General features: G+C 69.6%; 20 protein-coding genes, 1 tRNA gene and 2 pseudogenes. 8 read left to right on the forward strand and 15 right to left on the reverse strand.

Annotated elements, in window-relative coordinates:
- Positions 1–1,376: 1,376 nt before the first annotated feature.
- From LRS04_RS20175 to LRS04_RS20185, 3 genes and pseudogenes are all read right to left on the reverse strand, one after another.
- Positions 1,377–1,826: pseudogene (locus LRS04_RS20175) on the reverse strand (TonB-dependent receptor plug domain-containing protein); the annotation flags it as partial.
- A 233-nt stretch (positions 1,827–2,059) separates the two neighbouring features.
- Entirely contained in the window at positions 2,060–2,524 is a 465-nt protein-coding gene (locus LRS04_RS20180; RefSeq protein ID WP_257817860.1) for an Lrp/AsnC family transcriptional regulator, read from the reverse strand.
- A 207-nt stretch (positions 2,525–2,731) separates the two neighbouring features.
- Entirely contained in the window at positions 2,732–2,950 is a 219-nt protein-coding gene (locus tag LRS04_RS20185) for a hypothetical protein (protein WP_257817862.1), read from the reverse strand.
- Between the two features lie 224 nt (positions 2,951–3,174).
- Here LRS04_RS20185 and LRS04_RS20190 point away from each other — a divergent pair, with 224 nt between their 5' ends.
- Complete coding sequence (locus LRS04_RS20190) at positions 3,175–3,447, forward strand: hypothetical protein (RefSeq protein WP_257817863.1); 273 nt, start codon at positions 3,175–3,177, stop codon at positions 3,445–3,447.
- Here LRS04_RS20190 and LRS04_RS20195 read toward each other — a convergent pair.
- Genes LRS04_RS20195 through LRS04_RS20205 form a run of 3 tightly spaced genes read right to left on the reverse strand, consistent with a single transcriptional unit; the run spans position 3,444 to position 6,056 of the window.
- Entirely contained in the window at positions 3,444–4,457 is a 1,014-nt protein-coding gene (locus LRS04_RS20195) for a DUF2891 domain-containing protein (RefSeq protein WP_257817864.1), read from the reverse strand. The two genes, LRS04_RS20190 and LRS04_RS20195, sit on opposite strands and share 4 nt — an antisense overlap.
- A complete protein-coding gene (locus LRS04_RS20200) occupies positions 4,441–5,391 on the reverse strand; it encodes a DUF979 domain-containing protein (protein WP_257817865.1) in 951 nt (316 codons plus the stop codon). Before LRS04_RS20200 ends, LRS04_RS20195 begins: the two co-directional genes overlap by 17 nt.
- A complete protein-coding gene (locus LRS04_RS20205; protein WP_257817866.1) occupies positions 5,388–6,056 on the reverse strand; it encodes a DUF969 domain-containing protein in 669 nt (222 codons plus the stop codon). The genes LRS04_RS20200 and LRS04_RS20205 overlap by 4 nt, the downstream gene beginning before the upstream one ends.
- Before the next feature lie 93 nt (positions 6,057–6,149).
- Here LRS04_RS20205 and LRS04_RS20210 point away from each other — a divergent pair, with 93 nt between their 5' ends.
- Positions 6,150–6,278 carry a hypothetical protein gene (locus LRS04_RS20210; protein ID WP_257817867.1) on the forward strand — a complete coding sequence of 43 codons (129 nt, stop codon included), beginning with the start codon at positions 6,150–6,152 and terminating at the stop codon, positions 6,276–6,278.
- Here LRS04_RS20210 and rsmA read toward each other — a convergent pair.
- From rsmA to lptF, 7 genes and pseudogenes are all read right to left on the reverse strand, one after another.
- Positions 6,275–7,099, reverse strand: a complete 825-nt coding sequence (rsmA, locus tag LRS04_RS20215) for a 16S rRNA (adenine(1518)-N(6)/adenine(1519)-N(6))-dimethyltransferase RsmA (protein WP_257817868.1) — start codon at positions 7,097–7,099, stop codon at positions 6,275–6,277. The two genes, LRS04_RS20210 and rsmA, sit on opposite strands and share 4 nt — an antisense overlap.
- Positions 7,100–7,101: 2 nt before the next feature.
- Complete coding sequence (gene pdxA / locus LRS04_RS20220) at positions 7,102–8,103, reverse strand: 4-hydroxythreonine-4-phosphate dehydrogenase PdxA (RefSeq protein ID WP_257817869.1); 1,002 nt, start codon at positions 8,101–8,103, stop codon at positions 7,102–7,104.
- Positions 8,100–9,482, reverse strand: a complete 1,383-nt coding sequence (locus LRS04_RS20225; RefSeq protein WP_257817870.1) for a peptidylprolyl isomerase — start codon at positions 9,480–9,482, stop codon at positions 8,100–8,102. Before LRS04_RS20225 ends, pdxA begins: the two co-directional genes overlap by 4 nt.
- A gap of 58 nt (positions 9,483–9,540) precedes the next feature.
- On the reverse strand, positions 9,541–10,503 hold the full coding sequence (locus tag LRS04_RS20230; protein ID WP_257819201.1) for an LPS-assembly protein LptD: 963 nt from the start codon (positions 10,501–10,503) through the stop codon (positions 9,541–9,543).
- 103 nt (positions 10,504–10,606) lie between these two features.
- Positions 10,607–11,950: pseudogene (locus LRS04_RS20235) on the reverse strand (LPS-assembly protein LptD); the annotation flags it as partial.
- A gap of 19 nt (positions 11,951–11,969) precedes the next feature.
- Positions 11,970–13,073 (reverse strand): LptF/LptG family permease, encoded by a 1,104-nt coding sequence (locus tag LRS04_RS20240; RefSeq protein WP_257817871.1) that lies wholly within the window; start codon positions 13,071–13,073, stop codon positions 11,970–11,972.
- On the reverse strand, positions 13,070–14,206 hold the full coding sequence (lptF, locus tag LRS04_RS20245) for an LPS export ABC transporter permease LptF (RefSeq protein ID WP_257817872.1): 1,137 nt from the start codon (positions 14,204–14,206) through the stop codon (positions 13,070–13,072). Before lptF ends, LRS04_RS20240 begins: the two co-directional genes overlap by 4 nt.
- A 150-nt stretch (positions 14,207–14,356) precedes the next feature.
- Here lptF and LRS04_RS20250 point away from each other — a divergent pair, with 150 nt between their 5' ends.
- The 4 genes from LRS04_RS20250 (at position 14,357) to LRS04_RS20265 (ending at position 18,687) form a co-directional block, all read left to right on the forward strand.
- Positions 14,357–15,805 (forward strand): leucyl aminopeptidase, encoded by a 1,449-nt coding sequence (locus LRS04_RS20250; RefSeq protein WP_257817873.1) that lies wholly within the window; start codon positions 14,357–14,359, stop codon positions 15,803–15,805.
- A gap of 433 nt (positions 15,806–16,238) precedes the next feature.
- Positions 16,239–17,795, forward strand: coding sequence for an ATP-binding protein (locus tag LRS04_RS20255; protein WP_257817874.1), 1,557 nt, complete (start codon positions 16,239–16,241; stop codon positions 17,793–17,795).
- Between the two features lie 128 nt (positions 17,796–17,923).
- On the forward strand, positions 17,924–18,382 hold the full coding sequence (locus LRS04_RS20260) for a DNA polymerase III subunit chi (RefSeq protein WP_257817875.1): 459 nt from the start codon (positions 17,924–17,926) through the stop codon (positions 18,380–18,382).
- A complete protein-coding gene (locus LRS04_RS20265) occupies positions 18,379–18,687 on the forward strand; it encodes an I78 family peptidase inhibitor (protein WP_257817876.1) in 309 nt (102 codons plus the stop codon). Before LRS04_RS20260 ends, LRS04_RS20265 begins: the two co-directional genes overlap by 4 nt.
- Before the next feature lie 98 nt (positions 18,688–18,785).
- On the opposite strand, the gene LRS04_RS20270 is transcribed toward LRS04_RS20265, so the two are convergent.
- Complete coding sequence (locus tag LRS04_RS20270) at positions 18,786–20,021, reverse strand: glycosyltransferase (RefSeq protein ID WP_257817877.1); 1,236 nt, start codon at positions 20,019–20,021, stop codon at positions 18,786–18,788.
- A 98-nt stretch (positions 20,022–20,119) separates the two neighbouring features.
- On the opposite strand from LRS04_RS20270, the gene LRS04_RS20275 reads away from it, so the two are divergent.
- A tRNA-Leu gene (locus tag LRS04_RS20275) sits at positions 20,120–20,204 on the forward strand.
- Positions 20,205–20,429: 225 nt separating this feature from the next.
- Positions 20,430–21,872, forward strand: coding sequence for a trigger factor (tig, locus tag LRS04_RS20280; RefSeq protein ID WP_308238404.1), 1,443 nt, complete (start codon positions 20,430–20,432; stop codon positions 21,870–21,872).
- Positions 21,873–22,094: 222 nt separating this feature from the next.
- Here the strand turns inward: tig and LRS04_RS20285 are convergent, their stop codons facing one another.
- The gene (locus LRS04_RS20285) at positions 22,095–22,265 is read right to left on the reverse strand and encodes a hypothetical protein (RefSeq protein ID WP_257817879.1); all 171 of its coding nucleotides are present in this window, start codon (positions 22,263–22,265) and stop codon (positions 22,095–22,097) included.
- Positions 22,266–22,562: the final 297 nt, after the last annotated feature.

The raw sequence follows: 22,562 nt of genomic DNA on the forward strand, positions 1-22,562 counted from the left end.
ATCGGCACGCGGGCTTCGCCGTAGAGCTCGTAGACGTCGTAGCTGCCGTTGACCGGCGGGTTCGCGCCGCCCGCGCCGTTGAGTTGCCCCGACGAGGCGATGAAGTCGGCGGCGTAGTCCAGTGTCTCGCGGCGGTACTCGGCGCCGAACGACACGCCCACGCCGTCCTCGGCCCAGGGGCTCTTGACCCCGTAGTCGGTCAGGTTGCCGCCCAACGAGATGTTCGCGATCCGCTGGAAGAGGTTGCCCTGTTGGGTTGAGGGCGTCTCCAGGTAGTTCAGCGCCGCCTGGGTGACGCCGCCGACCTGGAAGATGTTGTAGGGCACGCAGGCCGCGTCGGTGCCGTTGAGCACGGAGGCGCAGACCGGGCCGTTGGGACCGTTGACCACGTTCAGCGCATTGTTGATCGCCTGGGTCCGGAAGAAGCCCGTCTGCACTTGGTCGAAGTCGACCCGGCCGTACTGCAGGTAGGCGTCGTAGTTCCAGTTCTCGTTGAGGTCCCCGCGCAGGCCGACCACGTAGCGGTACTGCACGTGCTCGGTCGTGCCCTGGCGGCCGCCGCCCTCGATGTTCCGGCGGGCCACGGTGCCGGTGAAGGTCCCCGTCGGGTTGCTGGCGCAGCTTCCGCCGCCGGTGGCGGCGCTGGCCTGCAGCAGCGATCGCTGCTGGGCGGACAGCAGGGGGTTGGCGCAGTTCACCGAGAAGGTGCCGGCGAAGATGCCGCCCGGCGCGATCTGGTAGGTGGACTTGTCGTCCATGAACATCACGTCGGCGTAGGCCTCCGCCCACTCGGCGATCTCGTAGTGGGCGAAGGCGCCCATCACGTAGCGCTCGTCCGGCCGCTGGTAATAGTTCAGTGGGCCGAAGTTGTAGACGTCGGCGCTGGTCGAGGTCCGGAAGGTGTTGCCCGGCCCGGAGGTGTCGACGATCAGGCCGCCGTTCAGCGCACCGAAGCGGGCGGGGAAGGCCGTGCCGGAACCGCCGCAGCCGGCGTCCTCGAAGGTGTCGCCGGAGTTGAGCGTGCACGAGCTGAAGTCGCGGTTCACCTGCAGGATCGGCTCCACGTGGCGGTAGCCGGCATAGGCGGTGATGTTGCCGCGGCCGTCGGGCGCATTCACGCCGAGCACGAGCGTGACTTCGGACTGTTCGCCGTCGATCACGTCCTCATCGGGCAGGTTGAAGAAGTCCGGCTGCGCCGCCGCCGCCCGGGCGTCCGCCACGATGTCGGCGATGGGGCTGTCGTTCTTGTGCTGGTAGAAGCCGTACTGGGCGTCGATCCGGACGCCCTCGAAGTTCTTCTGCATGATGAAGTTGACGACCCCGGCCACGGCGTCCGCGCCGTAGACGGCCGAGGCGCCGCCGGTCAGCACGTCGACCCGCTCGACCACGGCCGAGGGGATGAAGTTCAGGTCCGGCGAGAGCGCGCCGCCCAACGTGTTGGGCGTGCCCGGCATCAGGCGGCGGCCGTCGATCAACACCATGGTCCGCGTGGCGCCCAGGCCGCGCAGGTTCACGGTGGCGGTGCCGGTGGAGGCGTTGGAGATCGCCGCGCCCTGCGCTGCGAAGGCCTGCGGCAGGCTGTTCACCAGGTCTTCGACGCGGGTGATGCCCTGCGCCTTGATATCCGCGGAGCTGATCGCGGTGACGGGGCTGACACTGGTCAGGTTCGGCGTCGGGATGCGCGTGCCGGTGACGACGATTTCGGAGACTTCTTCTCCTTCCTGCGCCAGGGCCGGAGTGGCGGCGAGGCCCGCGAGAGCCGCGGTGCAGATCATCGAGGAGGCCAGGAGGCGCTCCCGCATGGACAAGGTTTTCAAGGTCAACATCCTCCAGCAGCCGCGCGCAATACGCCGGCCTGCTCCCCAGAAAAGAGTCAGGTCCCGAGCCGGCGTGGCCGCTCGGTTACGGTGGAGTTACTGAGTTGCGGAAAGGATGGTCAAACGACGAAACGGAGATGTCCTGCGGTTACCAAGATACTGTCTCGCAATGGACACAAACAGTACTATACCCGTGACTGGCTAAGTTGTAGTCGAGCGGGAATGTATTGCACCGAAATGGCCTACAGCGGCACCGCCGTCGTGAATTTCACGCGCTTCTTTATGAAGCTCGCCTCATAGCGGCGTACAGCGGGATGGGAGGCGATCTCGCCGTCCGTGAAGGCGTTGAACTCCTCCATGCCCCGGAAGATCGCGATGCACGAGATGTCGTAGCTGCCGGAGATCTCCACGCAGACCTGGACATGCGGGGAGCGGCAGAGGTGCTGGCGAAACTGCGCGACGTCCGTCGGGGAGTGCCGCTCGAGCTGGACCATGAGCAGGACGGAGATCCGCTCGCCGACCGTGGCGGGCGCGAGCACGGAAACGTCGGCGGCGATGACCCCGTCCTCCCGATACTGGCGGATGCGCCGCAGGATCGCCGAGGGCGACAGCGGCACCCGCTCGGCGAGCGTCTGGGCGGTGGTCTGGTTGTTCTCCTGGAGGGCCTGCAGGATCTGGATGTCGAGACGATCGAGGCCTTCGGTCATGGAGTTACGCTCCCAGCTTTACGCTGGGGAGCGAACCATAGGAATCGGCGCGCTCACAATTAACTCGCGTTCATCCGGCGGGTTGTGGCCGGAACGAGCGTATTCGACTGCAGTTTGGCCTGTATTGAGCGTCGGAATGTCGGAGACCCGACGGTCAAGACTTTGCGGGTTTGCGGTGTAACACGCCCCTTTTCCGTTACGTGTGGGCTAGGGCTCGTCGTATCTCTGGGCGATCCGGCTGACGGACTGGGGCGGGGGGCTAACGGGGCCGGCCTTGGGCTGGCGGCGCTCGCGCATGGCCAGCGTCGCGTCCGGATAGATGTCGCGGATCCGCTCCAGAATTCGCTCAAGGCGCTGCTGGTGGTCGGCTGCCTCCACATAGTCGGCGACGTTGAGTTCCACCGATATCTGGCCGCTGAGTTTCATAGGCGCTCCCGGTTGCTGCGAAGCAGGGAAAGCCTAGGCCGTGCCGGGCGCACATTGGGGGCAAAATGCGGGCGGCCCGTGCATGCCGCGGGCGTCGTCCACAGGCGAGCGGCCCCTCGTCCCCAGGCATGTGCCGGTCATCCCCCAAACTGAGCACTGGACCCTTTGCGCTGGGCCGAGACTCGGCATGACCATGGGCCGAGTACCTTTGGGGGACATCGGCCATGGACGTCGAACGCCTCTCGCCGGCGAGCCGCGAGCTCTTGTTGCAGGCCCTGCCGGCCGGCCAGCTGATCAATGTGCTCTACGCGGACGGCGCACGAGACGAGGCGGGGTTTGACCGGGACCGCCGCTGCTTCGCGCTGGGCGAGCGGGGGTGGTTGAGCTTCCTGGGCTGGGAGGGCGAGCCGGCGGGCGGTGAGGCCTGCGCCACCCGTTGGGCGCTCACCGGCCAGGCGCTCGAAGCTCTGGGCGGGTCGGAGACCCGCGCGGCCTAGGCGTCCTCGGCCGCGGTCAGGGCAAGGAGGGCGAACGACGCCAGCCAGTGCTCGCCCATGTAGTCGCCGGCCACGTGCGGCAGGCTCGCGGCGAGATGGGAGGACGCCGCCTCCAGCGCCGCCGCGCGGGCCGGCCCTTCCAGCACCGTCGCCAGCTCCCGCCAGCACCAGGCCCGTGACAGGTTCAGGCCGTCCAGGTGGACGATCTTGCCGTCGGTGCGGTCGCTGACCGTGGCCGGGGTGAACAGGCTGGCCGGCCTCCGCTCGGCGGCGCGCGGCAGGAACCCCGCGAGCCAGGGACGGAACTCCTCGTCGGGCAGCAGGCGGCGCAGGCACTCGGCCTCGATCAGCGTCGGCGACAGGAAATCGTCCAGCGACGGCTCCCAGGCGGCTGCATCGGCGTCGGCCAGGTACCAGCGCCGGGCGCTTTCGGCGAGGAGCTGTCGCAGCCCGTTGTCGCCGGTCGCCCGGGCGTAGTCGGCGGCAAGCGCCAGGGCGAACGCCGTCGAGGAGTGAACGCCGGTCCGGATCGGGTAGGGCGCCTTGGGCAGGAAGCTGCGGAAGCGTTCCGTGAAGGCGTCGGCGAGCGGGGTCATCGCCGCGGCCCACGGGGCCTCGTGGACCAGGAACTCGGCCTGCAGCTTGAGCAGCCAGCCCCAGCCGTAGGGCCGCTCGAAGCTCCGCGCCGAGGGCCGGTCGAGATAGGCGGTCTCGGCGGCGACCTTGCCGTCGGTGAAGGCGTCATCGAACAGCGCGCGGATCGTGGGCGCCTCGGGGATGTCCGGGAAGCGGCGCAGCACGGTGGCCAAAGTCCAGTAGCCGTGGACGCAGGAGTGCCAGTCGAAGCTGCCGAAGAAGATCGGGTGCTGGGCGCGGGGGCCGGTCAGGTCCTCAGGCCCCTGGAGGACGTGGTCGAGCTTGTTCGGGTACTCGCGGGTCACGTGCGAGAGGGCCAGGCGCGCGAACAGCGAGGCCTGCTCGGATGTCAGCCGTTCAGAAGGCGAAGACATACATCAGGACCAGGTTGGCGATGAGCAGGGGAAGGGCGGTCGGGATCTGCGCCTTGATCACGGCATAGCGGTCGGGGAGCTCCAGCAGCGCCGGCGGCACCAGGTTGAAGTTGGCGGCCAGCGGCGTCATCAGCGTCCCGCAGAAGCCCGATAGCATGCCGATGGCGCAGACCACGGCGGGGTCGCCTCCGAACTGCCGGATCAGGATCGGCAGGCCGACGCCGGCGGTGAGCACCGGGAAGGCCGCGAACGCGTTGCCCATGATGACCGTGAAGCCGGCCATGCCCAGGCAGTAGACCGCGACGGCCGCCAGCCGGGCGTCCATGGGGATCCAGGCGGTCACCAGGTCGCCGATCACCTGCCCGACGCCGGCCAGGGCGAAGACCGCGCCCAGCGCCGCCAGCATCTGCGGCAGCAGTGCCGCCCACCCCACCGTGTCCATCAGCCGCCGACCCTCCTGCAGCGGGCTGATCAGGGGCTGGCGAAGGAGGACGAGGCCCACAGCCACCGCCACGATGGCGGCCAGGGCCAGCGAGAGCAGGGTGACCTGCTTCGGATCGAGCAGCGGCTGGCCGCCGATGACGATGGGCTTCAGGACGAGCACGCCGAAGATCACGACGACGGGGAGGGTGAGCGCGGGAATGAACAGCTTCTCCCCGAACCGCTCGGCCAGCGCACGGCGCTCCTCGGGCGAGGTGGTCGCCGGCTGACCCCGGCCAAGCCAGCCGAAGCCGGCGATCAGGGCGAGGCCGAGCACGAGGATGCCGTTGCCGAGGTCGCCCAGATGGTCCCCGGCCAGGAAACTTAGAGCCACCAGGCCCCAGAAGGCGGCGTTGCCAAACCGCTTCGGGTTGTTGCGGTCGGTGGCGCTGAGGATGGAGAAGGCGGCGAACACCAGGCCCGCCAGCAGATAGACCGCGCCAAGCTTGATCATCGGCCGGCCTCCCGCCGCAGCTTCCGGTCGAAGAGCCAGAGCCTGAGGCCGTGGATGAGGAAGGCGACGATGGCGGTCGGGATCGCCCAGATCGAGAGGTGGATCGGGTCCATCGCGACGCCATTGGCGTTCAGGAAGCCGACCATCAGGAGGATGGAGCCGATGGCGATGAAGATGTCCTCGCCGAAGAACAGCCCGATGTTGTCGGTGGCCGCCGCCTGGGCGCGGACCGCCTGGCGGGTTTCGGCCGAGAGCTCGCCGTGCCGGGCCTCGACGGCGCCCTCGGCCATCGGCGCGACGATCGGACGGATGCTTTGCGCTTGTCCTGCGATCGAGGTGAGGCCCAGCGCCGAGGTGATCTGGCGGAAGCCCAGGTAGCCGATCAGGAACGGTCCCACCGAGACGCCGCGGAAGCGGGCGATCAGCGTGCGTGCGCGCTCTTGGAGGCCGGCGCGCTCGACGACGCCCACCACCGGCAGGACCAGCAGGGCGGCCGAAACATAGCGGTTCTCGTTGAAGGCCTTGCCGAAGGCTTCCAGCACCTCGACCGGACCAAGTCCCGCCGCGGCGCCTGTGACCAGGGCGGCGGCGGCCACCACGAGGAGCGGGTTGAAGCGGAGGGCGAAGCCGGCGACCACGACGGCGACGCCCAGTAAGGTCCACATGCAGGCGCCTCGGGCTTTGGGAGCGAAGCGCGCATAGGAGCGTCTGGAGGCCGCTTCGGCAACGGCGTAGGCTGGAGGCCTCGGAGGTCTCCCATGAGCGAACCGCGCGACGACGAGGACAAGGACATCGTGGACGAGGCGGGCGAGGAGACCTTTCCCGCCAGCGACCCGCCGGCCTGGGATCCGCCCGGCCGCCAGCGGCCGCCGCGCCGCGAGGACTAGCGCCCCGCCTTCCAGGCGTCCGCGAGGCGCAGGAAGCCCGCCACGTCGATGACCTCGGCGCGGGCCTGCGGGTCGAGGCCGGCGGCGCGGATCAGGTCCTCGCCGCCCAGCGGCTTCAGACTGGCGCGGAGCATCTTGCGGCGCTGACCGAAGGCGGCGGCAGTGATCTTCTGCAGCACGTCGAGGCGCTCAGGCGCCGGGCGGTCGGCGCGCGGCGTCAGGCGCACGATCGCGGAGTCGACCTTCGGCGGCGGGGTGAAGGCGCGGGCCGGCACGTCCATCACCACCTGGGCGTCGCACGTCGCCTGGGCGATCACCGCCAGGCGCCCGTAGGCCGAGGCCCCCGGCTTGGCGGCGACCCGGTCGGCGACCTCCTTCTGGAACATCAGGGTCAGCGATGCCGGCGTCCACGGCCCGGTCAGCCACTTGATGAGCAGCGGCGTGCCAACATTGTACGGCAGGTTGGAGACGAGGTGCGCCGGTCGGCCCCCGGCGAGCTTGGCCTCGTCCGCCGTCAGCGCATCGCCCATGACGAGCGTCAGGTTCGGGGCCGCGGCGGCGAGGTCCTCCAGCAGCGGCCGGAACCGTTCGTCCTTCTCGACCACCGTCACCGCCGCGCCGGTCTCGAGCAGCGCCCGCGTGAGGCCGCCAGGGCCTGGGCCGACCTCGATGACCATGTCCCCGTCGCCGACCTGCGCCAGGCGGGCGATCTTGCGGGTGATGTTGAGGTCGAGGAGGAAATGCTGGCCGAACGACTTCTTGGCCATCAGGCCGTGCTCGGCGAGCACCTCGCGCAGCGGCGGCAGGTCGTCGAGCGTCACGGTCAGGCCGCCCGGGTGCGGGCGATCTGGTGGGCGAGCCGCAGCGCCGCGATCAGGCTGTCGGGCCGCGCGACCCCGCGGCCGGCGATGTCGAAGGCGGTGCCGTGGTCCGGCGAGGTCCGGACGATCGGCAGGCCGAGCGTCACGTTCACCCCGCCCCAGAAGTCGAGCATCTTCACCGGGATCAGCGCCTGGTCGTGGTAGAGACAGACGGCGGCGTCGTAGAGCGCGCGCATAGCCTCGGGGAATAGGGTGTCGGCCGGATAGGGACCGGCGGCGTCCACCCCGAGCTCGCGCAGCGCGCGGACAGCCGGTTCGACGATCTCCACTTCCTCGCGTCCGATCTGACCGCTCTCCCCGGCGTGCGGATTGAGGCCGGCGACCGCCACCCGCGGCTCGCGAATGCCGAAGTCGCGGCGCAGCGCCTGAGCGGTGACCAGGCCGGCGTTGACGATCTTCTCGACAGTGAGCAGCGAGGCGACCCGGGCGATGGGCTCATGCACGGTCACCAGCGTGACGCGCAGGTCCGCGGCGGTGAGCATCATGATCGGCCCGCGCGCGCCGTCGTAGGTCGCGGACTGGGTCAGCTCGCCCAGGAACTCGGTATGGCCCGGGAAGCCGAACCCGGCCTGATAGAGCGGCGCCTTGGCGATGGGCGCGGTGACGACGCCCGAGACGTCGCCGCGTAGGGCGAGTCCCACGGCGGTCTCGATCCACTGGATGATGGCGGGCGCCGCCGCCGACGACGGCTGGCCCGCCACGACCGGCGCCTTCAGCGGCAGGTCGAGGACGGGCAGGGAGTCGCCGAAGACCCGCTGCGCCTCGTCGGTGGTCGTGACGCGGCGGATCGGGACGCCGCCGGGCGCCGACGCCAGCGCCTGGGCGTCGCCGACAGCCACGAAAGCCGGCCCGGTTCCGCGGAGCTCCGCCCACGCCTTGGCCACGATCTCCGGGCCGATGCCGGCCGGATCTCCGAGGGTGAGCGCGAGCGGGCCTGTCTTCACCTGGTCTCGATGGTGGCGGAGTTGCGGAGGTCCCGCATGTAGCGCCGGGCGATCATCGAGAGCTGCTGGCCATACAGCCGGTTCTCGATCTGGTCGCGGTTGAGCGCGGCGTCGCCGGCCCCGCGCTTGGCGCAGACGGCCAGGACGTGCAGGCCGGCGTTCGTGCGGATTGGCTCGGAGAGCTGGCCCACCTGCAGTCCCTCGGCGGCGCTGCGGAAGGCCGGAGCGAGGTCGGCGATCTCCGCCTCGCCCAGGTCGCCGGCGATGACGCCCTGCGAGCGCGCGGCCACCGTCTCGATGTCGCCGCAGCCGGTGGCCGCGGCGCGGACAGCCTCGAGCTTGACCTTGGCGGCGGCTTCGTCGCCGGCCGAGGCGTCCTGGGCCAGCGGCACGGCGGCCTGCTTCAGGTTGACGAGGGTGGCGGCGCCGCCCGAACGCTTGTCGCGCAGGTAGACGATATAGACGCCGTCGCGCACCGGGATCGGCTGCGACAGCTGCCCGGGCCGAAGCTGTTCAAGGGCGGCGTCCACCTCGGGCGGCATCTCGCCCGGGCTGACCCACCCCGCGTCGCCGCCGGCCGCCGCCGTGGCCGAGGCCGAGAACTGCCGCGCGACCGCCGGGAAGGGCGCGCCCTGCTGCATCTGGGCGACAAGCTGTGTCGCGCCCTGCACCGCGGTCTGCATGCCGCCGACGCGGTTGGCGTCGATGAAGACTTCCGAGACCTGGTACTGGGGCTTGGTGGCGACCGCCTGCAGGCGCTGCAGGGTGGCGGTGATCTGGTCGTCGCCGATCCGCAGACGCGAGCCGTAGCGGCCGCGGATCCAGCGCTGCCAGCTGAGCTGGGCGCGCAGTTGCTGGTAGAGCGTCTCCGAGCCGATGCCCTGGGCCCGGAGGACGTTCAGGAACTGCTCGGGCCGCATGTTGTTCTGCTGGGCCATGCCGCCCAGCTCTTCGGTGACCTCCTCGTCGGTCGCGACGAGGTCGATCTTCTGTTCCTTCTCCTGGCGGCGCAGTTCCTGCAGCTGCAGACGCTCGTCGACCAGGGAGACCAGGGCCTCGCGCTGGAATTGCGGGATGGTCTCCTGGGTGGGCTGCACGCCGGACGTGACGATCAGCAACCGCATCCGCTGACCCAGGTCGTAGGTCGAGATGATCTCGTCGTTGACGATCGCGGCGACGGATTCGGACAGCGGCCGGGGGCCCTGCGGCGCGGCCGGGGCTGCTGGCTGCGCCGGCGCCTCGGCCGGAGCCTCGCGCCCGCCGATCGGGCCACGCAGGGTCTGGGCCTGCACGGCCATGGGCTGGAGCGCGGCGAGCAGGGCGGCCGCTGCCGCCGCGCCACGCGCCGCCTGGCCCGAGACGTAACGCAGATGCATCATGGACGAAGTCATTCCTTGGTGGCGCCGCCGGTGAATCTCCGGTCTGCGGCGCGTGATATTACCTGCCATAAAGTGGTCCGCCCAATGTGGCGAGGGTTAGGCGCACGCTGACCGACTCCCGGGGACCGAGGCGGCCGACGACGGTGTCTTCCTTGCGGTAGATCACCTCAACCCGCATGCAGTCGTCGCGGTAGAACACACCCATGTCGCGGATCACCCAGGCGTCTTGCCGCATGTCCCGGTTCCCGTAGGCCGACACGCCCCAGTTCTTCGCCACATAGATCTCGCCGCCCACATCCAGGTTCTCCCGGCGCTCGGCGTTGATGTCGAAGTCGTCCGTGAGGTAGCGGACGAAGCCGGAACCCCAGCGGCGGTTGACGTTCGCGCCCGCCTCGAGGCGGTGGATGCCCAGGTCGTCGGTGTCGAGCCGGGCGCGGGTGAACAGCGAAACACCGCGGAACGGCTGGGCCTCGGCGGCCACCACCCAATCCGACTTCTTCTCCTGCAGGCCTGAGCGTTCCGGGAAGACCTGGTTCTCCTCGGTGCGGAAACTGCGGCCGACCAGCAGGCTGCCGCGGCGGCCGTCGTCCCAGAGGATAGAGGCCCGGCCCGCGACGTTCAGCCGCGCGCCGTCCTCGTAGAGGTCGTAGCCGGGGAACTTGTTGGGCCGGAAGAGGGTGGTCTCGTCGAACTCGAAGGCGACGCTGTCCTCGTTCAGGTAGACCGGCGTGCCGTCGGCGTTGGTCGCCACGACGATCTGCTTGGCGTCGGGCGAGAGGGCGACCTGGGCCACTGGCTCCAGGACGACGGTGGCCGCCTTGAAGCGCCGATAGACCGGATAGGACACCGTGGCGCCGGCGGTGGCGAGCGCGCGGGCCTGCTCGTCGGACCGTGTCTGCGCCCCCACGCCCGTCAGGATGTCGTTCAGGCTGTAGGCGTCGGCGCGCAGATAGAAGAAGGGCTCGAGCCGGAGGCCGGCGCTGGACGTGAAAGTCCGCTGCCAGTCGACCTCGCCGGTCACCCGGCGGCTGTCGAGCCCGGGCAGGCGCTCGGTGGGGGAAATACTGCGACTGTTCGCGGGTCAGGGCGACGGCGCTGGCGTGGAACCGCAGACGGCCGCCGGCGAAGGTCGGGACCGGCTCATAGTGGGTTTCGATCAGCGGCGCGATGATCGGGAAGGTGCGGTCGTTGTCGTCGTCGAGGCTGGTGGTCTCGTCGCCGCCCCGGCGCAGGCCCTGGATGGTCATGGCCGCCACCGCCGCATAGGAGCGGGCGTCCTGGCGCAGGGCGTAGGCCTGGGAGATCAGCCGGCGGTCGTCGGCCACGTAGGGGCCGCGCGATTCGAAGACGTCGCCGATCTCGTACTTGTCGAAGATCAGGTCGTCCGAGGCCCGCTCGGCCGTGAAGCCCCAGCGCCACTTGTCGTTCAGCCGGAAGCTGCCGCGGCCAAGGATGTAGCTGCGGTGCGTTTCCTCGCCGAACCGGTCGCCCTGGCCGTCGAAGTCCTGCTCGTAGGTGTAGCCCAGGCGGAAATCGATATCGCCGGAGTAGAAGCGCTTGCGGTAGCGGCCGTTCAGGAACGGATTCACGCTGGTGTTGATCTGCGGGCTGATGATGGCGTCGGAGTAGGGGCTGATCGCCAGATAGTAGGGCTGCTCGTACGACAGGCCGCGGCGGTCCGACGCCGACACGTTCGGCACCAGCAGGCCGGACGTCCGGGGAGCCTGCGGGTCGGCGTGCCAGAAGAACGGCAGGTAGAGCAGCGGCACCCCGAACACCCGCATCCGGGCGTTCTTGTAATAGACGAGCCGCTTCTCCTTATCGCGGACGACCTGGTCGGCGGCGATCGACCAGGTGGGCGTCTTGGGCGTGCCGTCCGCGGCGCAGATCTCGCAGGGCGTATAGATCGCCCGGTTCAGCTCCTGGACGTTCTCGTTGCGTCGCGAGGCCGTGGCCGCGGCGAGCTTGATGTTCTCCTGCAGGCGGGCCGAGAAGCCGAGCGCCACGCCCGCCTTCATCTCGTCGTCCAGCACGAACTCGTCGGCGAACTCGGCGGTGCCGTCGTCATTGATGATCTGGACGTTGCCGCGGGCCCGGATGATCCCCTGGCCCTGCTCCTTGCCCTCTTCGTAGATCAGCCGGTCGGCGCGGAGCGTGCGGCCCTCGTAGCGGACCTCCACGTTGCCCTGGGCCGTGGTCGTCTTGAGGACGTCGTCGCGGACGATCTCGTCCGCCTCCATATAGAGCTCGCCGGGCTGCAGCCCGTCGGGAGAGGGCGCGGCCGCGGCGGCGGGGGCCGCGCTCTGGGCGTGGGCCATCCACGCCGGCGACCAGGCGAAAGCGAGCGCCGCACCGGCCAGCAGCGCACGCTTGGCGGCTTTCGACGGCATCCGTCGGCCCGAACTCATTACGCTTCTGATCCCCTCTGCCGGCATGGGCCGGCGTTCGGCAAGGCTAGCGCGATGCATAGCCGGGCAGGCCCGAGATTCAACCGTCTTCGGTGTAGAACAGCAGGGTGAGGCCGGAGAGCAACGCTACGGCCCCCGGCGCCCACGCCGCCGCGAACAGCGGGATGATGTCGGCCCGCGCCAGGGCGCCGGCGAACTGGTTGAAGAAGAAGATGACGAAGCCGAGCGCGACGCCGGACCCGGCCAGGCCCGCCAGGCCGCCCAGCCGCGCCAGCCGGAGCGAGAACGCGGCCGCCAGCACCGCCATGGCCGCGAACAGCAGGGGCGTCGCCAGGAGCTGCTGGAACCGCAGCCGGTAGCCATAGGCGGAGAAGCCCGCCTGCTCGGTCTGGTGGATCGCCGCCGGCAGGCGCCAGAAGGCGATGGCCTCCGGCGAGGCGAACCGCTCCATGGCCGATTCGGCGTCCAGCGCCGACCGCAGTGACAGGCTCTCCGAGCGCACCGAGCTCTCGCCGGCGGTGGCCTCGCGGACGTCCTTGAGCTGCCAGAAGCCGGGCATCAGCCGCGCCTCTGCCGCCTCCAGCCGGCGGCGGAACTGCAGCGTGCCCTGCGGCCCCTTCTGGTAGACGAACAGCGACACCTTCCGGAGCCGCACCGCGCCGCCGACGGTGTCGCGGGCCCGGGCGTGGATGACGATCTGGTTGCGCTCGTCCCCCTGGCGCAGCCAGATGTCCTCGGGCGTGTCGCCCAGGTAGTTCTCCATCAGCCGCGAGCGTTCGGCCTCGAAGCGGGCGTTCAGCGCGGCGGCCGCGGGGTTGATCACCGTGACGGCGAGCACGCCGCCCGCGAAGGCGGCCGCCGCGAACGGCAGGATGAAGCGCCAGGCCGAGACGCCGGCCGCCCGCATGGCCACCAGCTCGCTCTTCCGGTTCAGGCCCACATAGGCGCTGATCCCGCCGAACAGGATGACGAAGGGCAGCAGGACCTGGAGGAGCGAGGGCGTGCGCAGCAGGGTCAGGCCGAAGATCGTGGCGGGTCCGACGTCGGCGCGGGTGCCGACCGATCGGGACAGATCCACGAACTGGATCAGCAGAATGACCGCCGCGATCACCGCCAGCGCGGCGCCGACGCCGGCCAGGGCGCGCACGAGGACGTAGCGCTCGATCCGGCCCACGCGGATCACGCGGCCGCTCCCGCCATCGCCGGGGTTCGGCGGCGGAGCGCGATGAAGCGGCTGACTTTCTGACGGAACACCGCCCGCAATCCGAAGGCGGTGGCGCCCAGCGGGATGGCGTACTGGAGAATGTTGAGCCAGGCGTTGTCCTCACAGGCCGCCTGAACGACGAACCCGAGGATCCTGGTCACGGCCGCGATCGCGCCCATGGTGGCGATGCGTCGCGCGTAGCCGAGCCGCGAGAAGCCGCCGCCGATGATCGCCGACAGGGCCAGGGCCATGAAGGCGATATTGTAGAGCGGCGTGGCGAGGCGGGCGTGGCCCTCGGCCAGCAGGCTCAGACGGTTCTTGCGCTCCCAGTCCTGGGTGAGGTCGGGGAAGAACAGCTCGTGCGGCCATCGGTCGGAGGGCTTGTAGTGCACAAGCTCGGCCGAATCGCTCATCGACGAGAGCTCGAACGGGTACTCGTTGAACGTCAGGTAGTTCAGCACGCCCCGGTCCGAGAACTCCTGGGTGGTGCCGTTCTTCATCACCAGCACCGATCGGCCGCCGCGGCTGTCGATCCTGCCCTCGTCGGCGGTGTAGACCGTCGAGGTCCCGTCCGCCTTCTCCTGATAGATGAAGAGGTTGCGGAAATCGCCGTCGCCCTCGACGGTCTGGGCATAGACCGTCAGTCCGGGCACCGGCTCGGTGAACTCGCCTTCGCGGACCAGGGTGGAGGCGAGATCGGTCCGCACCTCGAAGAGTTCGTCGCGCAGCGCCCGGAACGCGGCTGGCTGCACGAAGAGGTTCATCACCAGGGCGGCGAACGCGATCGTGCAGGCCAGCCGCATGGCAGGCGAAATGACCCGCCAGCGGCTCATCCCGCCGGCGAAACAGACGACGATCTCCTGCTCGGTATGCAGTCGGTTCAGCGCCACCAGCGCGGCCACGAACACCGCCACGGGCAGAATGATGTTGATGAGCTGCGGCATGTAGAGGAGCGTGATCTTCAGGAAGACCAGGCCGCCCTGCCGCTGGTTCACCAGGAGATCGAGGCCGGCCAGACTCTGGCTCAGCAAGGCGACGCCTGTCAGCGCCAGGGTGGCGAGCAGGGTCGGGCCGGCGAGCTGGCGCAACAGGTATCGGTCGATCAGGCGCATGGGCAAAAAGTACGGCTCACCCGGAGGTTTTGGCGCGCCCCGGCCGCGGAGCTGTTCTAAACCATGCGTCGCCGCGGCGCACAACCGCCGCCCGGTCGGCGCCTGCGGGCCCGGCTCCACGCCAGAAGACGCAAAGAGAAGAGAGTTCCGATGGAGATCGAGTTCGTCGCCGCCGACGCCCCGCTGGGCGCCAAGACCGCGGTCGCGCGGGTGGTGTTCGAAGGCGGGTCGTATGACGGCGCTCTGGGCCGCGCGGTGGCGGCCAGCCGGTTCACCGGCGCCAAGGGCCAGACCCTTGACGTGCTCGCGCCGGAAGGCGGACCCGACCGCCTGGTGTTGGTGGGCGCCGGCAAGGCCGACGGCTTCGACGCCATCGCCGCCGAACATGCCGGAGCGACGGCCTGGAAGACGCTGAGCGTCTCGGGGCTGGAGACCCTGCGCATCGAGCTGCCGAACGGCTCCAAGGACCTCGCGGCCCGCGCCGCGCTCGGTGTGCGGCTGGCCTGCTACCGGTTCGACAAGTACCGGACCAAGGAAGCCGCCGACAAGAAGCCGTCGCTAACCAACGCCCAGGTGGCGACCGCCGAGCCGGACGCCGCGCTCGCCGCCTTCCCGCCGCTCGCCGCCCTCGCCGACGCCGTCAGCTTCACCCGCGACTTGGTCTCAGAGCCCGCCAACATCCTCTATCCCGTCGAGTTCGCCCGCCGGGTGAAGGAGCTGGAACGCCTGGGACTGGAGGTGGAGATCCTCGGCGAGGCTGAGATGGCCGCGCTCGGCATGGGCTCGCTGCTCGGCGTCGGCCAGGGGTCGGTGCGCGAGAGCCAGCTCGTGGTCATCAAGTGGATGGGTGCGGACGACAAGTCGGCCCAGCCGGTGGCCTTCGTCGGCAAGGGCGTCTGCTTCGACACCGGCGGCATCTCCATCAAGCCGGCCGACGGCATGGAGGACATGAAGTGGGACATGGGCGGCGCGGGCGCGGTCACCGGGCTCATGCACGTGCTGGCCGGCCGCAAGGCCAAGGCGAACGTCATCGGCATCCTCGGCCTGGTGGAGAACATGCCGGACGGCAACGCCCAGCGGCCGGGCGACGTGGTCACCTCCATGAGCGGCCAGACGATCGAGGTGATCAACACCGACGCCGAAGGCCGTCTCGTGCTGGCCGATGCGCTCTGGTACTGCCAGGACCGCTTCAAGCCGAAGTTCATGGTCGACCTGGCCACCCTGACCGGCGCGATCATCATCTCGCTCGGCAATGACTACGCCGGCTGCTTCTCCAACAACGACGAACTGGCCGCGAACCTTCTGGACGCCGCCGGGAAGGAAGGGGAGCCGCTCTGGCGGATGCCGATGCCGGCCGCCTACGAGAAGCAGATCGATTCGGTGATCGCCGACGTGAAGAACACCGGCGGACGCCCGGCCGGCTCGATCACTGCGGCGCTCTTCCTCCAGCGGTTCGTGAACAACTATCCCTGGGCGCACCTCGATATCGCGTCCACCGCCTGGAAGAAGCCGTCCACCGTGCCGACCATTCCGGACGGCGCCACCGGTTATGGCGTGCGGCTCCTGAACCGGATGGTGCAGGACCGGTACGAAGGGTAGGGGCCGACGGCCCGTCCGACCCCGGTCCGGCCCTTCCCGGACCGGGCGTTTCGGTTGATGGAATCTTCCATTCGCGGAACCGTGTTCCGTAATTCTTCACGTTTTCCCTAGCACCCTGCGCGCGCGATGAACCGCGCAACCGGGATTCCCGAATCAGAGACCGATCGTTGGGAGTGGGCGCCGCGCGTCCAGCCCGACCGCGCGGACCTGTTCAACGTCTATCACCTGACGCTCGCCAGCATGACCTACCCGGCCACGCGGCTGTGCGTGCTGAGCGCGGTGCGGGCGGCGTGCTTGGCGTTGCTCGGCCACCCGTGGACCGCGCTCGTCTGGCTCCTGGCGTCCTGGGCCGGCGACATCGGCGGCCAGGCGATCCTCAGGCACTGGACCCGGCAGGCGCAGGCCTCGGGGGGCGACCCGGGTGCCCTGGAGCATGGCGCTGCTCGCGACCTTCCGCTCCAGCCTCTACATGTCGGCGCCGCTGGCGGTGGCGCTCCAGACGGGCGAGATCGCCGAGATCCTGTTCCTCGCGGTCATCGGCGGCTACGCCCTGCTGCCGGTGGCGCTGTCGTACGGCGCGTTCTCGCCGAAGGTCTTCTGGGGCTTCGCGCTGCCGCCGGTGCTGGCGTTCGGGGCGGCGGTGATCAACCTGCTGGGCGTCGGCCCGGCGCTCGCCCTGATCCTGGCGCTGGCCGCCACGGTCTGGGTGATGGCCATGGTCTCCATGACCTGGCGTCAGTCGCTGGAGGTCTGGGGCAAGACGCACGACACCTCCGTCGAGATGATCCGCGACCTCGAGATCGCCCGCGATCGCGCCCTCGCCGAGCGCGCCGCCGCGGACACCGCGCGCGAGGAGGCTCGCCGCGCGGGCCAGGCCAAGTCGGACTTCCTGGCGACCATGTCCCATGAGATCCGCACGCCCATGAACGGCGTGCTCGGCATGGCCGAGGTGCTGCGCCGGGCGGAGACCGATCCCGCGCAGCTCAGCCGCCTCCAGACCCTCACCGATTCCGGCGAGTACCTGCTCTCCATCCTCAACGACATCCTCGACATGTCGAAGATCGAGGCCGGACGGCTGGAGCTGATGTTCGAGCCTGCCGAGCTTCCCGCCCTGCTGAACCACGTGGGCGAGTTCTGGCGTCCGCAGGCCGAGTCCAAGGGGCTGGACCTGAAGCTCGACCTGCACGAGAGCCTGCCGCGGTTCGTGAAGCTGGACGCGGTCCGCCTGCGCCAGGTGCTGTTCAACCTGATCGGCAATGCGCTGAAGTTCACCGAGACCGGCTCGGTCACGCTGAGCGCCCGGGCGGGCCCGGTGCGCTCCAACCGTTGCCGGGTGTCGATCAGCGTCGTCGACACCGGACCGGGTATCCCGGAGGAGCTGCTGCCCTCGATCTTCGATCGCTATGCCCAGGCAGGCCGCAACGGCGGCGCGGGCCTCGGCCTTGCCGTCTGCCAGCAGCTCACCGAGCTGATGGGCGGTCGCATCCGCGCTGAGAGCACGCCGGGCCTGGGCGCGGCGTTCCACCTCGACCTCGTGCTGGAGGTCAGCCAGACGGGTCCGCGCGCCGCCGACGCCGGGGCAGAGGCCATGCGCCCGCTGCGCGTCCTGGCCATCGACGACCAGGCCGTGAACCTCACCGTCCTTGAGCAGCTTCTCGCGCCCCAGGGGCACCGGGTGGCTAAGGCCGGTTCGGCGCTGGAAGGGTTGAAGCTCGCCGGCGCCCAGCCCTTCGACGTGATCCTGATGGACATCCACATGCCGCGGAGCAGCGGCATGCAGGCGCTCAAGACGCTGCGGACCGGCATCGGCCCGAACAAGGCCACGCCCGTCGTCGCCCTGACCGCCGACGTGGTGTCCCGCGCCGACGGCGACTACCGCGCCCTGGGCTTCGCCGAACTGGTCACCAAGCCGATCCAGGCCGCGGCCCTGTTCGGCGCGCTCCGCCGGGCCGCCGGCAAGCCGGCCCGCCGACCGGCCCGTTCCGCCTAGAACATTCTCCGCCGAAGCGGAGGCCGGTTCGACTTGGAAAATGCGCCAAATTCAAAGTGTCCTGAGCGAAATCCGATCCTATCGAAGCGGATTTCGCTCTAGGCGCGGAAGACGCTAAGAGTCGGCCCATGGCCGACGCCCCCTGCGAAGTCTGGTTCTACCACCTGGAACGCACCGGGCTGGACCAGGCCTTGCCCGAACTCCTGGAGAAGACGCTGCAGCGCGGCTGGAAGGCCGTGGTCCGTACGCCGCACGCCGAGCGCCTCGAGCACCTGGACGGCTGGCTCTGGAGCTACCGGGAGGACAGCTTTCTGCCGCACGGGATCGCCGCCGAGCCGAACGCCGCGCGCCAGCCGGTCCTGCTGACCACCGCCGACGAGAACCCGAACGCCGCCGACGCGCTTTTCCTGGTGGACGGCGCCGAGGCCGGGGAGCTTGCCGGCTACGCGCGCTGCGTGGTGCTCTTCGACGGCGGAGACGAGGCGCAGCTCGCGGCCGCGCGTGCGCAGTGGAGCCGGATCAAGGCGACCGGCGCGCCGGTATCGTACTGGCGCCAACGGGAACGGGGCTGGGAGAAGCAGGCATGACGAAGCGGTTCGCGATCCTGGGCGTCCTGGCGCTGGCGGCCTGCGCCGCGCCGGCCGAGCCGCCGCCGCCGCCCGCGCCGCCGCCGCCCCCGCCGCCGGTCCTGGAGGTCCGGGACCAGTGCGGCGCCGCCGCCCTCCAGCATCTGGTCGGCCAGCCGCGGAGCAAGATTCCCGTGCCGGTAAACCCCGCGACCCAGCGCGTGGCCTGCACGACCTGCCCGGTGACCCAGGACTTCAGCCCGAACCGGCTGAACTTCTTCTTCGATGCCGAGAGCGGCCTGATCCGCGAGATCCGCTGCGGCTAGAGCATTTTCCGCCGAAGTGGAGGCCGGTTCGGCGTAGAAAATGCTCTCAATTCAAAGTGTCTTGAGCGAAATCCGAGTCTATCGAAACGGATTTCGCTCTAGGCCCCGGCCGGGATCTCGACCCCCAGCTCGCGCAGGACGTTCAGCCAGCTCTCGCGGCCCTGGCGCTTGTCGAACATCGCCTCCGCCGTGGCCCGCGCCGCCTTGCGCATCCCGGTCTTCGAGCCTGGATCGCGGCAGGCGTCGATCATGGCCTCCGAGAGCGCGCTGACGTCGAAGAACGGCAGGAGGCGACCGTGGACGCCGTCCTGGATAGCGTCGCGCAGGGGCGGGGTGTCGGACCCGATCACATAACAGCCGCTGGCCATCGCCTCGGCGAGCGACCACGAGAGCACGAAGGGATAGGTGTAATAGACGTGGGCCGTCGAGAGCCGGAGCGCCGCCAGCATCTGGGCGTGCGGCACGCGCCCCAGGAAATGCACGCGCTCGGGGTCGATCGGCACGTCCCGGAAGATGAACTCCTTCCAGGTCAGGCCATCCGGCGCCGCGCCGCCGTAGCCGCGCTTGTCCTCCTGGCCGATGATGATCACGTGCGCCTCGGGCACGGCCGCCAGCAGCTTCGGGAGGGCGCGGGCGAGGATGTGCAGGCCCCGCATCGGCTCCATGGCGTTGTTGATGTGGGTGATCACCGGCGTTCCCGGCGCGATCGTCCGGCCGTCAGGCAGCTCGAAGGGCTCGGCCGGCCCCGGCCGGATCGCCTCGACGTCGACGCCTTCATGGAAGACCCGAAGGCGGGGCCGGAACACGTCCGGGAGGGTCGAGGCCTGGAACTCGGTGGGGGAGACGATGACGTCGGCGTCGGTGTAGGCGAGCGCCATGGTGGCGTTCTTGGACTTGCCGAGCAGGATGGCCTCCTCGGTGGGGGCGCCGAACTCGGTGTCGAAGCCGATGTCCAGACCGCGGCCATGGTAGAAGAACTCGGCGAAGGCCACCTGCCTGGCGTCGGGCCACAGCTCGTCGAGGAAAAGCGTCTCGCCCCATCCTGGATGCCCGACGATCACGTCCGGCTCGACGCCCTGTTCCTTCAGCGCCTGCCCGGCGCGATAGGCCGCGCGCCCGCGCAGCATGTCGGCCTCGGCTCGCACGGCGAGCGGCAGCAGGTTGGGCGTGCTCCCGCGTCCAAGTTTGTACTTGGTCTGCATCACCCCCGGCACGCCCTTGGAGGTGTGCGCGCCGATGGCGTAGCAGGCGACCCCGGCGTCCCGAAGCGCGCCGGCCAGGTCCCGGAACTGCGCCGGGAAGTTGTTGTGCACGAAAAGGACGCTTGACCCCATGACGGCCTTCATAGCGCGCGACGCGGACCTGTCACCCCGCCGACGGCGGGGTCTGGCGGTCGGCCGCCATCTGGCTTAAGGGCTCGCGCCGGGGCCGTGCGGATGTGGCGGAACTGGTAGACGCACTGGATTTAGGTTCCAGCGCCGAAAGGCGTGGAGGTTCGAGTCCTCTCATCCGCACCATCCTGCTTCGCCCGCATGGGCTTCGCAGGACCTGCCCCCGCGCGTGCGGGACGCCTTGACCCTGCGAAGCCTCGGCGAAGCAGGGTTTCCCCTGGACGAGGCGCGCGCGCATGACATAAGTCGCCGCCCCGCCGCCGGAGCCCCTTCGGCGGCGCTCACCATTTCACACTGAAGGCGGACCGAACGCGTGACACGACGCGGCGTCCGGAAGTTCCAAGAATGTCGATGCAGATCGTTGAGAAGTCCGGCGAAGGCCTGAGCCGCGTGTACGGCGTGACGGTGCCCGCCCAGGACCTGACCGAGAAGCTGGAGGCGCGGATCGCCGAGATCACGCCCACGCTCAACATCAAGGGCTTCCGCCCGGGCAAGGTGCCGCCGGCCCATGTGCGCCGCCTCTACGGCAAGGCGCTGATGAGCGAGGTCGTCGAGCAGACGCTGACCGAGACGACCCAGAAGGTGCTGACCGACAACAACCTGCGTCCGGCCGGCGACCCCGACCTGAAGCCGGAAGGCGACATCAACGAGGTCATCGAGGGCAAGGCCGACCTGGCCTACGAGATCGCCGTCGACGTGATGCCCGAGTTCGATCCGGTCGACCCGGCCTCGCTGAAGCTGGAGCGCCCGATCTACGAACCCACCGACGCCGAGGTGACGGAAGCCGTCGACGAGTTGGCGTCGCAGAACAAGACCTACGAGCCCCGCACCGGCAAGTCGGTGAAGGCGAAGGACGGCGACATGGTCGTCATCGACTTCGTGGGCAAGCTCGACGGCGTCGCCTTCGACGGCGGCACGGCCACCGACGCCGAGCTGGTGCTGGGTTCGGGCCAGTTCATCCCGGGCTTCGAGGAGCAGCTGGTGGGCGCGACCCCCGACAGCGACGTCGAGGTGAAGGTGACCTTCCCGGCCGAGTACCAGGCCGCCAATCTCGCCGGCAAGGACGCCGTCTTCGAGGTGAAGGTCAAGGAAGTGAAGGCTCCCGCCGAGGGCGCGGCCGACGACGCCTTCGCCGAACGCCTTGGCGTCGAGAACCTCGAGAAGCTCCGCGAGCTCATCAAGACCAACCTCGAGCAGCAGTACGCCGGCGCGAGCCGCTTCAAGCTGAAGCGCGCGCTCCTCGACCAGCTCGACACCAAGCACGACTTCCCGCTGCCGCCGAAGATGGTCGAGGCCGAGTTCGCCTCGATCTGGAGCCAGGTGCAGCAGGACAAGGAAGCCGGCAACCTTCCGGACGACGACGCCGGCAAGACCGACGAGCAGCTGCAGGGCGAGTACCGCAAGATCGCCGAGCGCCGCGTGCGCCTGGGCCTGGTGCTGGCCGAGATCGGCCGGGCCAACAACGTCCAGGTGACCGAGCAGGAGTTGGCCGAGGCCATGCGCCGCGAGGCCATGCGCTACGGCCCGCAGGCCCAGCAGGTGTTCGACCTGTTCCGCCAGAACCCGAACGCCCAGGCCCAGCTCCGCGCCCCGATCTTCGAGGACAAGGTCGTCGACCTGATCGTCGAGAAGGCCGCCGTCACCGACAAGAAGGTCTCCAAGGACGACCTGATGAAGGACGACGACCTGCCGGAAGGCTATTCGGACGCCTCGGCCGAGGAGGCCAAGCCGAAGAAGAAGGCCGCGCCGAAGAAGAAGGCCGCCGCCAAGGACGAGGCCGCCTCGGAAGAGTAGGCCTTACGCCCGACCCGATACGGAAACGCCCCCGGTGATCCCGGGGGCGTTTTTCGTTCGTCCAAGGTTGTCATCCCGCAAGTCGCGCAGCGGCTGTCCGGCACTCAGCCAGCGCACGCCCTGGGCCCAGCGCTGGCATCGCCGCCGCACCGTTCGGTCGTCGCCTGGGTTACGCGGTCCCGGTCTTCGCTGCGAAACCGGATGACGCTCAGATGCGGACGCCTACAGCCCCCGCAGCCGCCGCAGCAGCTCCGGGTTCTCGACCCGGGCGCGGCGCTCGTTGATCTCCTGGTGCGGGGACATCTCGGCCTCGTCGTCCTCGAAGGCGAGGGCGAACGGCGCCTCGTAGTTTGGGGACACAGGCACGGCAAGGACGTCGGCGTCAGCGGCCATCGGCGGTTTCTCCCTCGCCCCCGCTCCCGCAGGGGTTCCCGGCGTTAAGCTATCATTTACCCACGGGGCTCGCCTAGCGTGCCGCTGCGACACCCGCGTGACGTTCGCGTGAGGCGAGCAGTTCGCAGGAATTCGCCGACGACCCGCGGCTCTGCGACCAGAAATCACCGAACACTGATCAGAATCCGGTTGGCGCGGCGCGGAAGCTGGACGTAACCTTGTGTCGGACGCCGCGTCGCGACGGCGGGCCCTCTCTGGCTCATCCAGAGTTCGCCTTCCGCCACGAGAGTAGAGCGT

Origin of the sequence: Phenylobacterium sp. J367 (genome assembly GCF_024699985.1) — a bacterium.
In the GTDB taxonomy this organism is placed as follows: Bacteria; Pseudomonadota; Alphaproteobacteria; order Caulobacterales; family Caulobacteraceae; genus Phenylobacterium.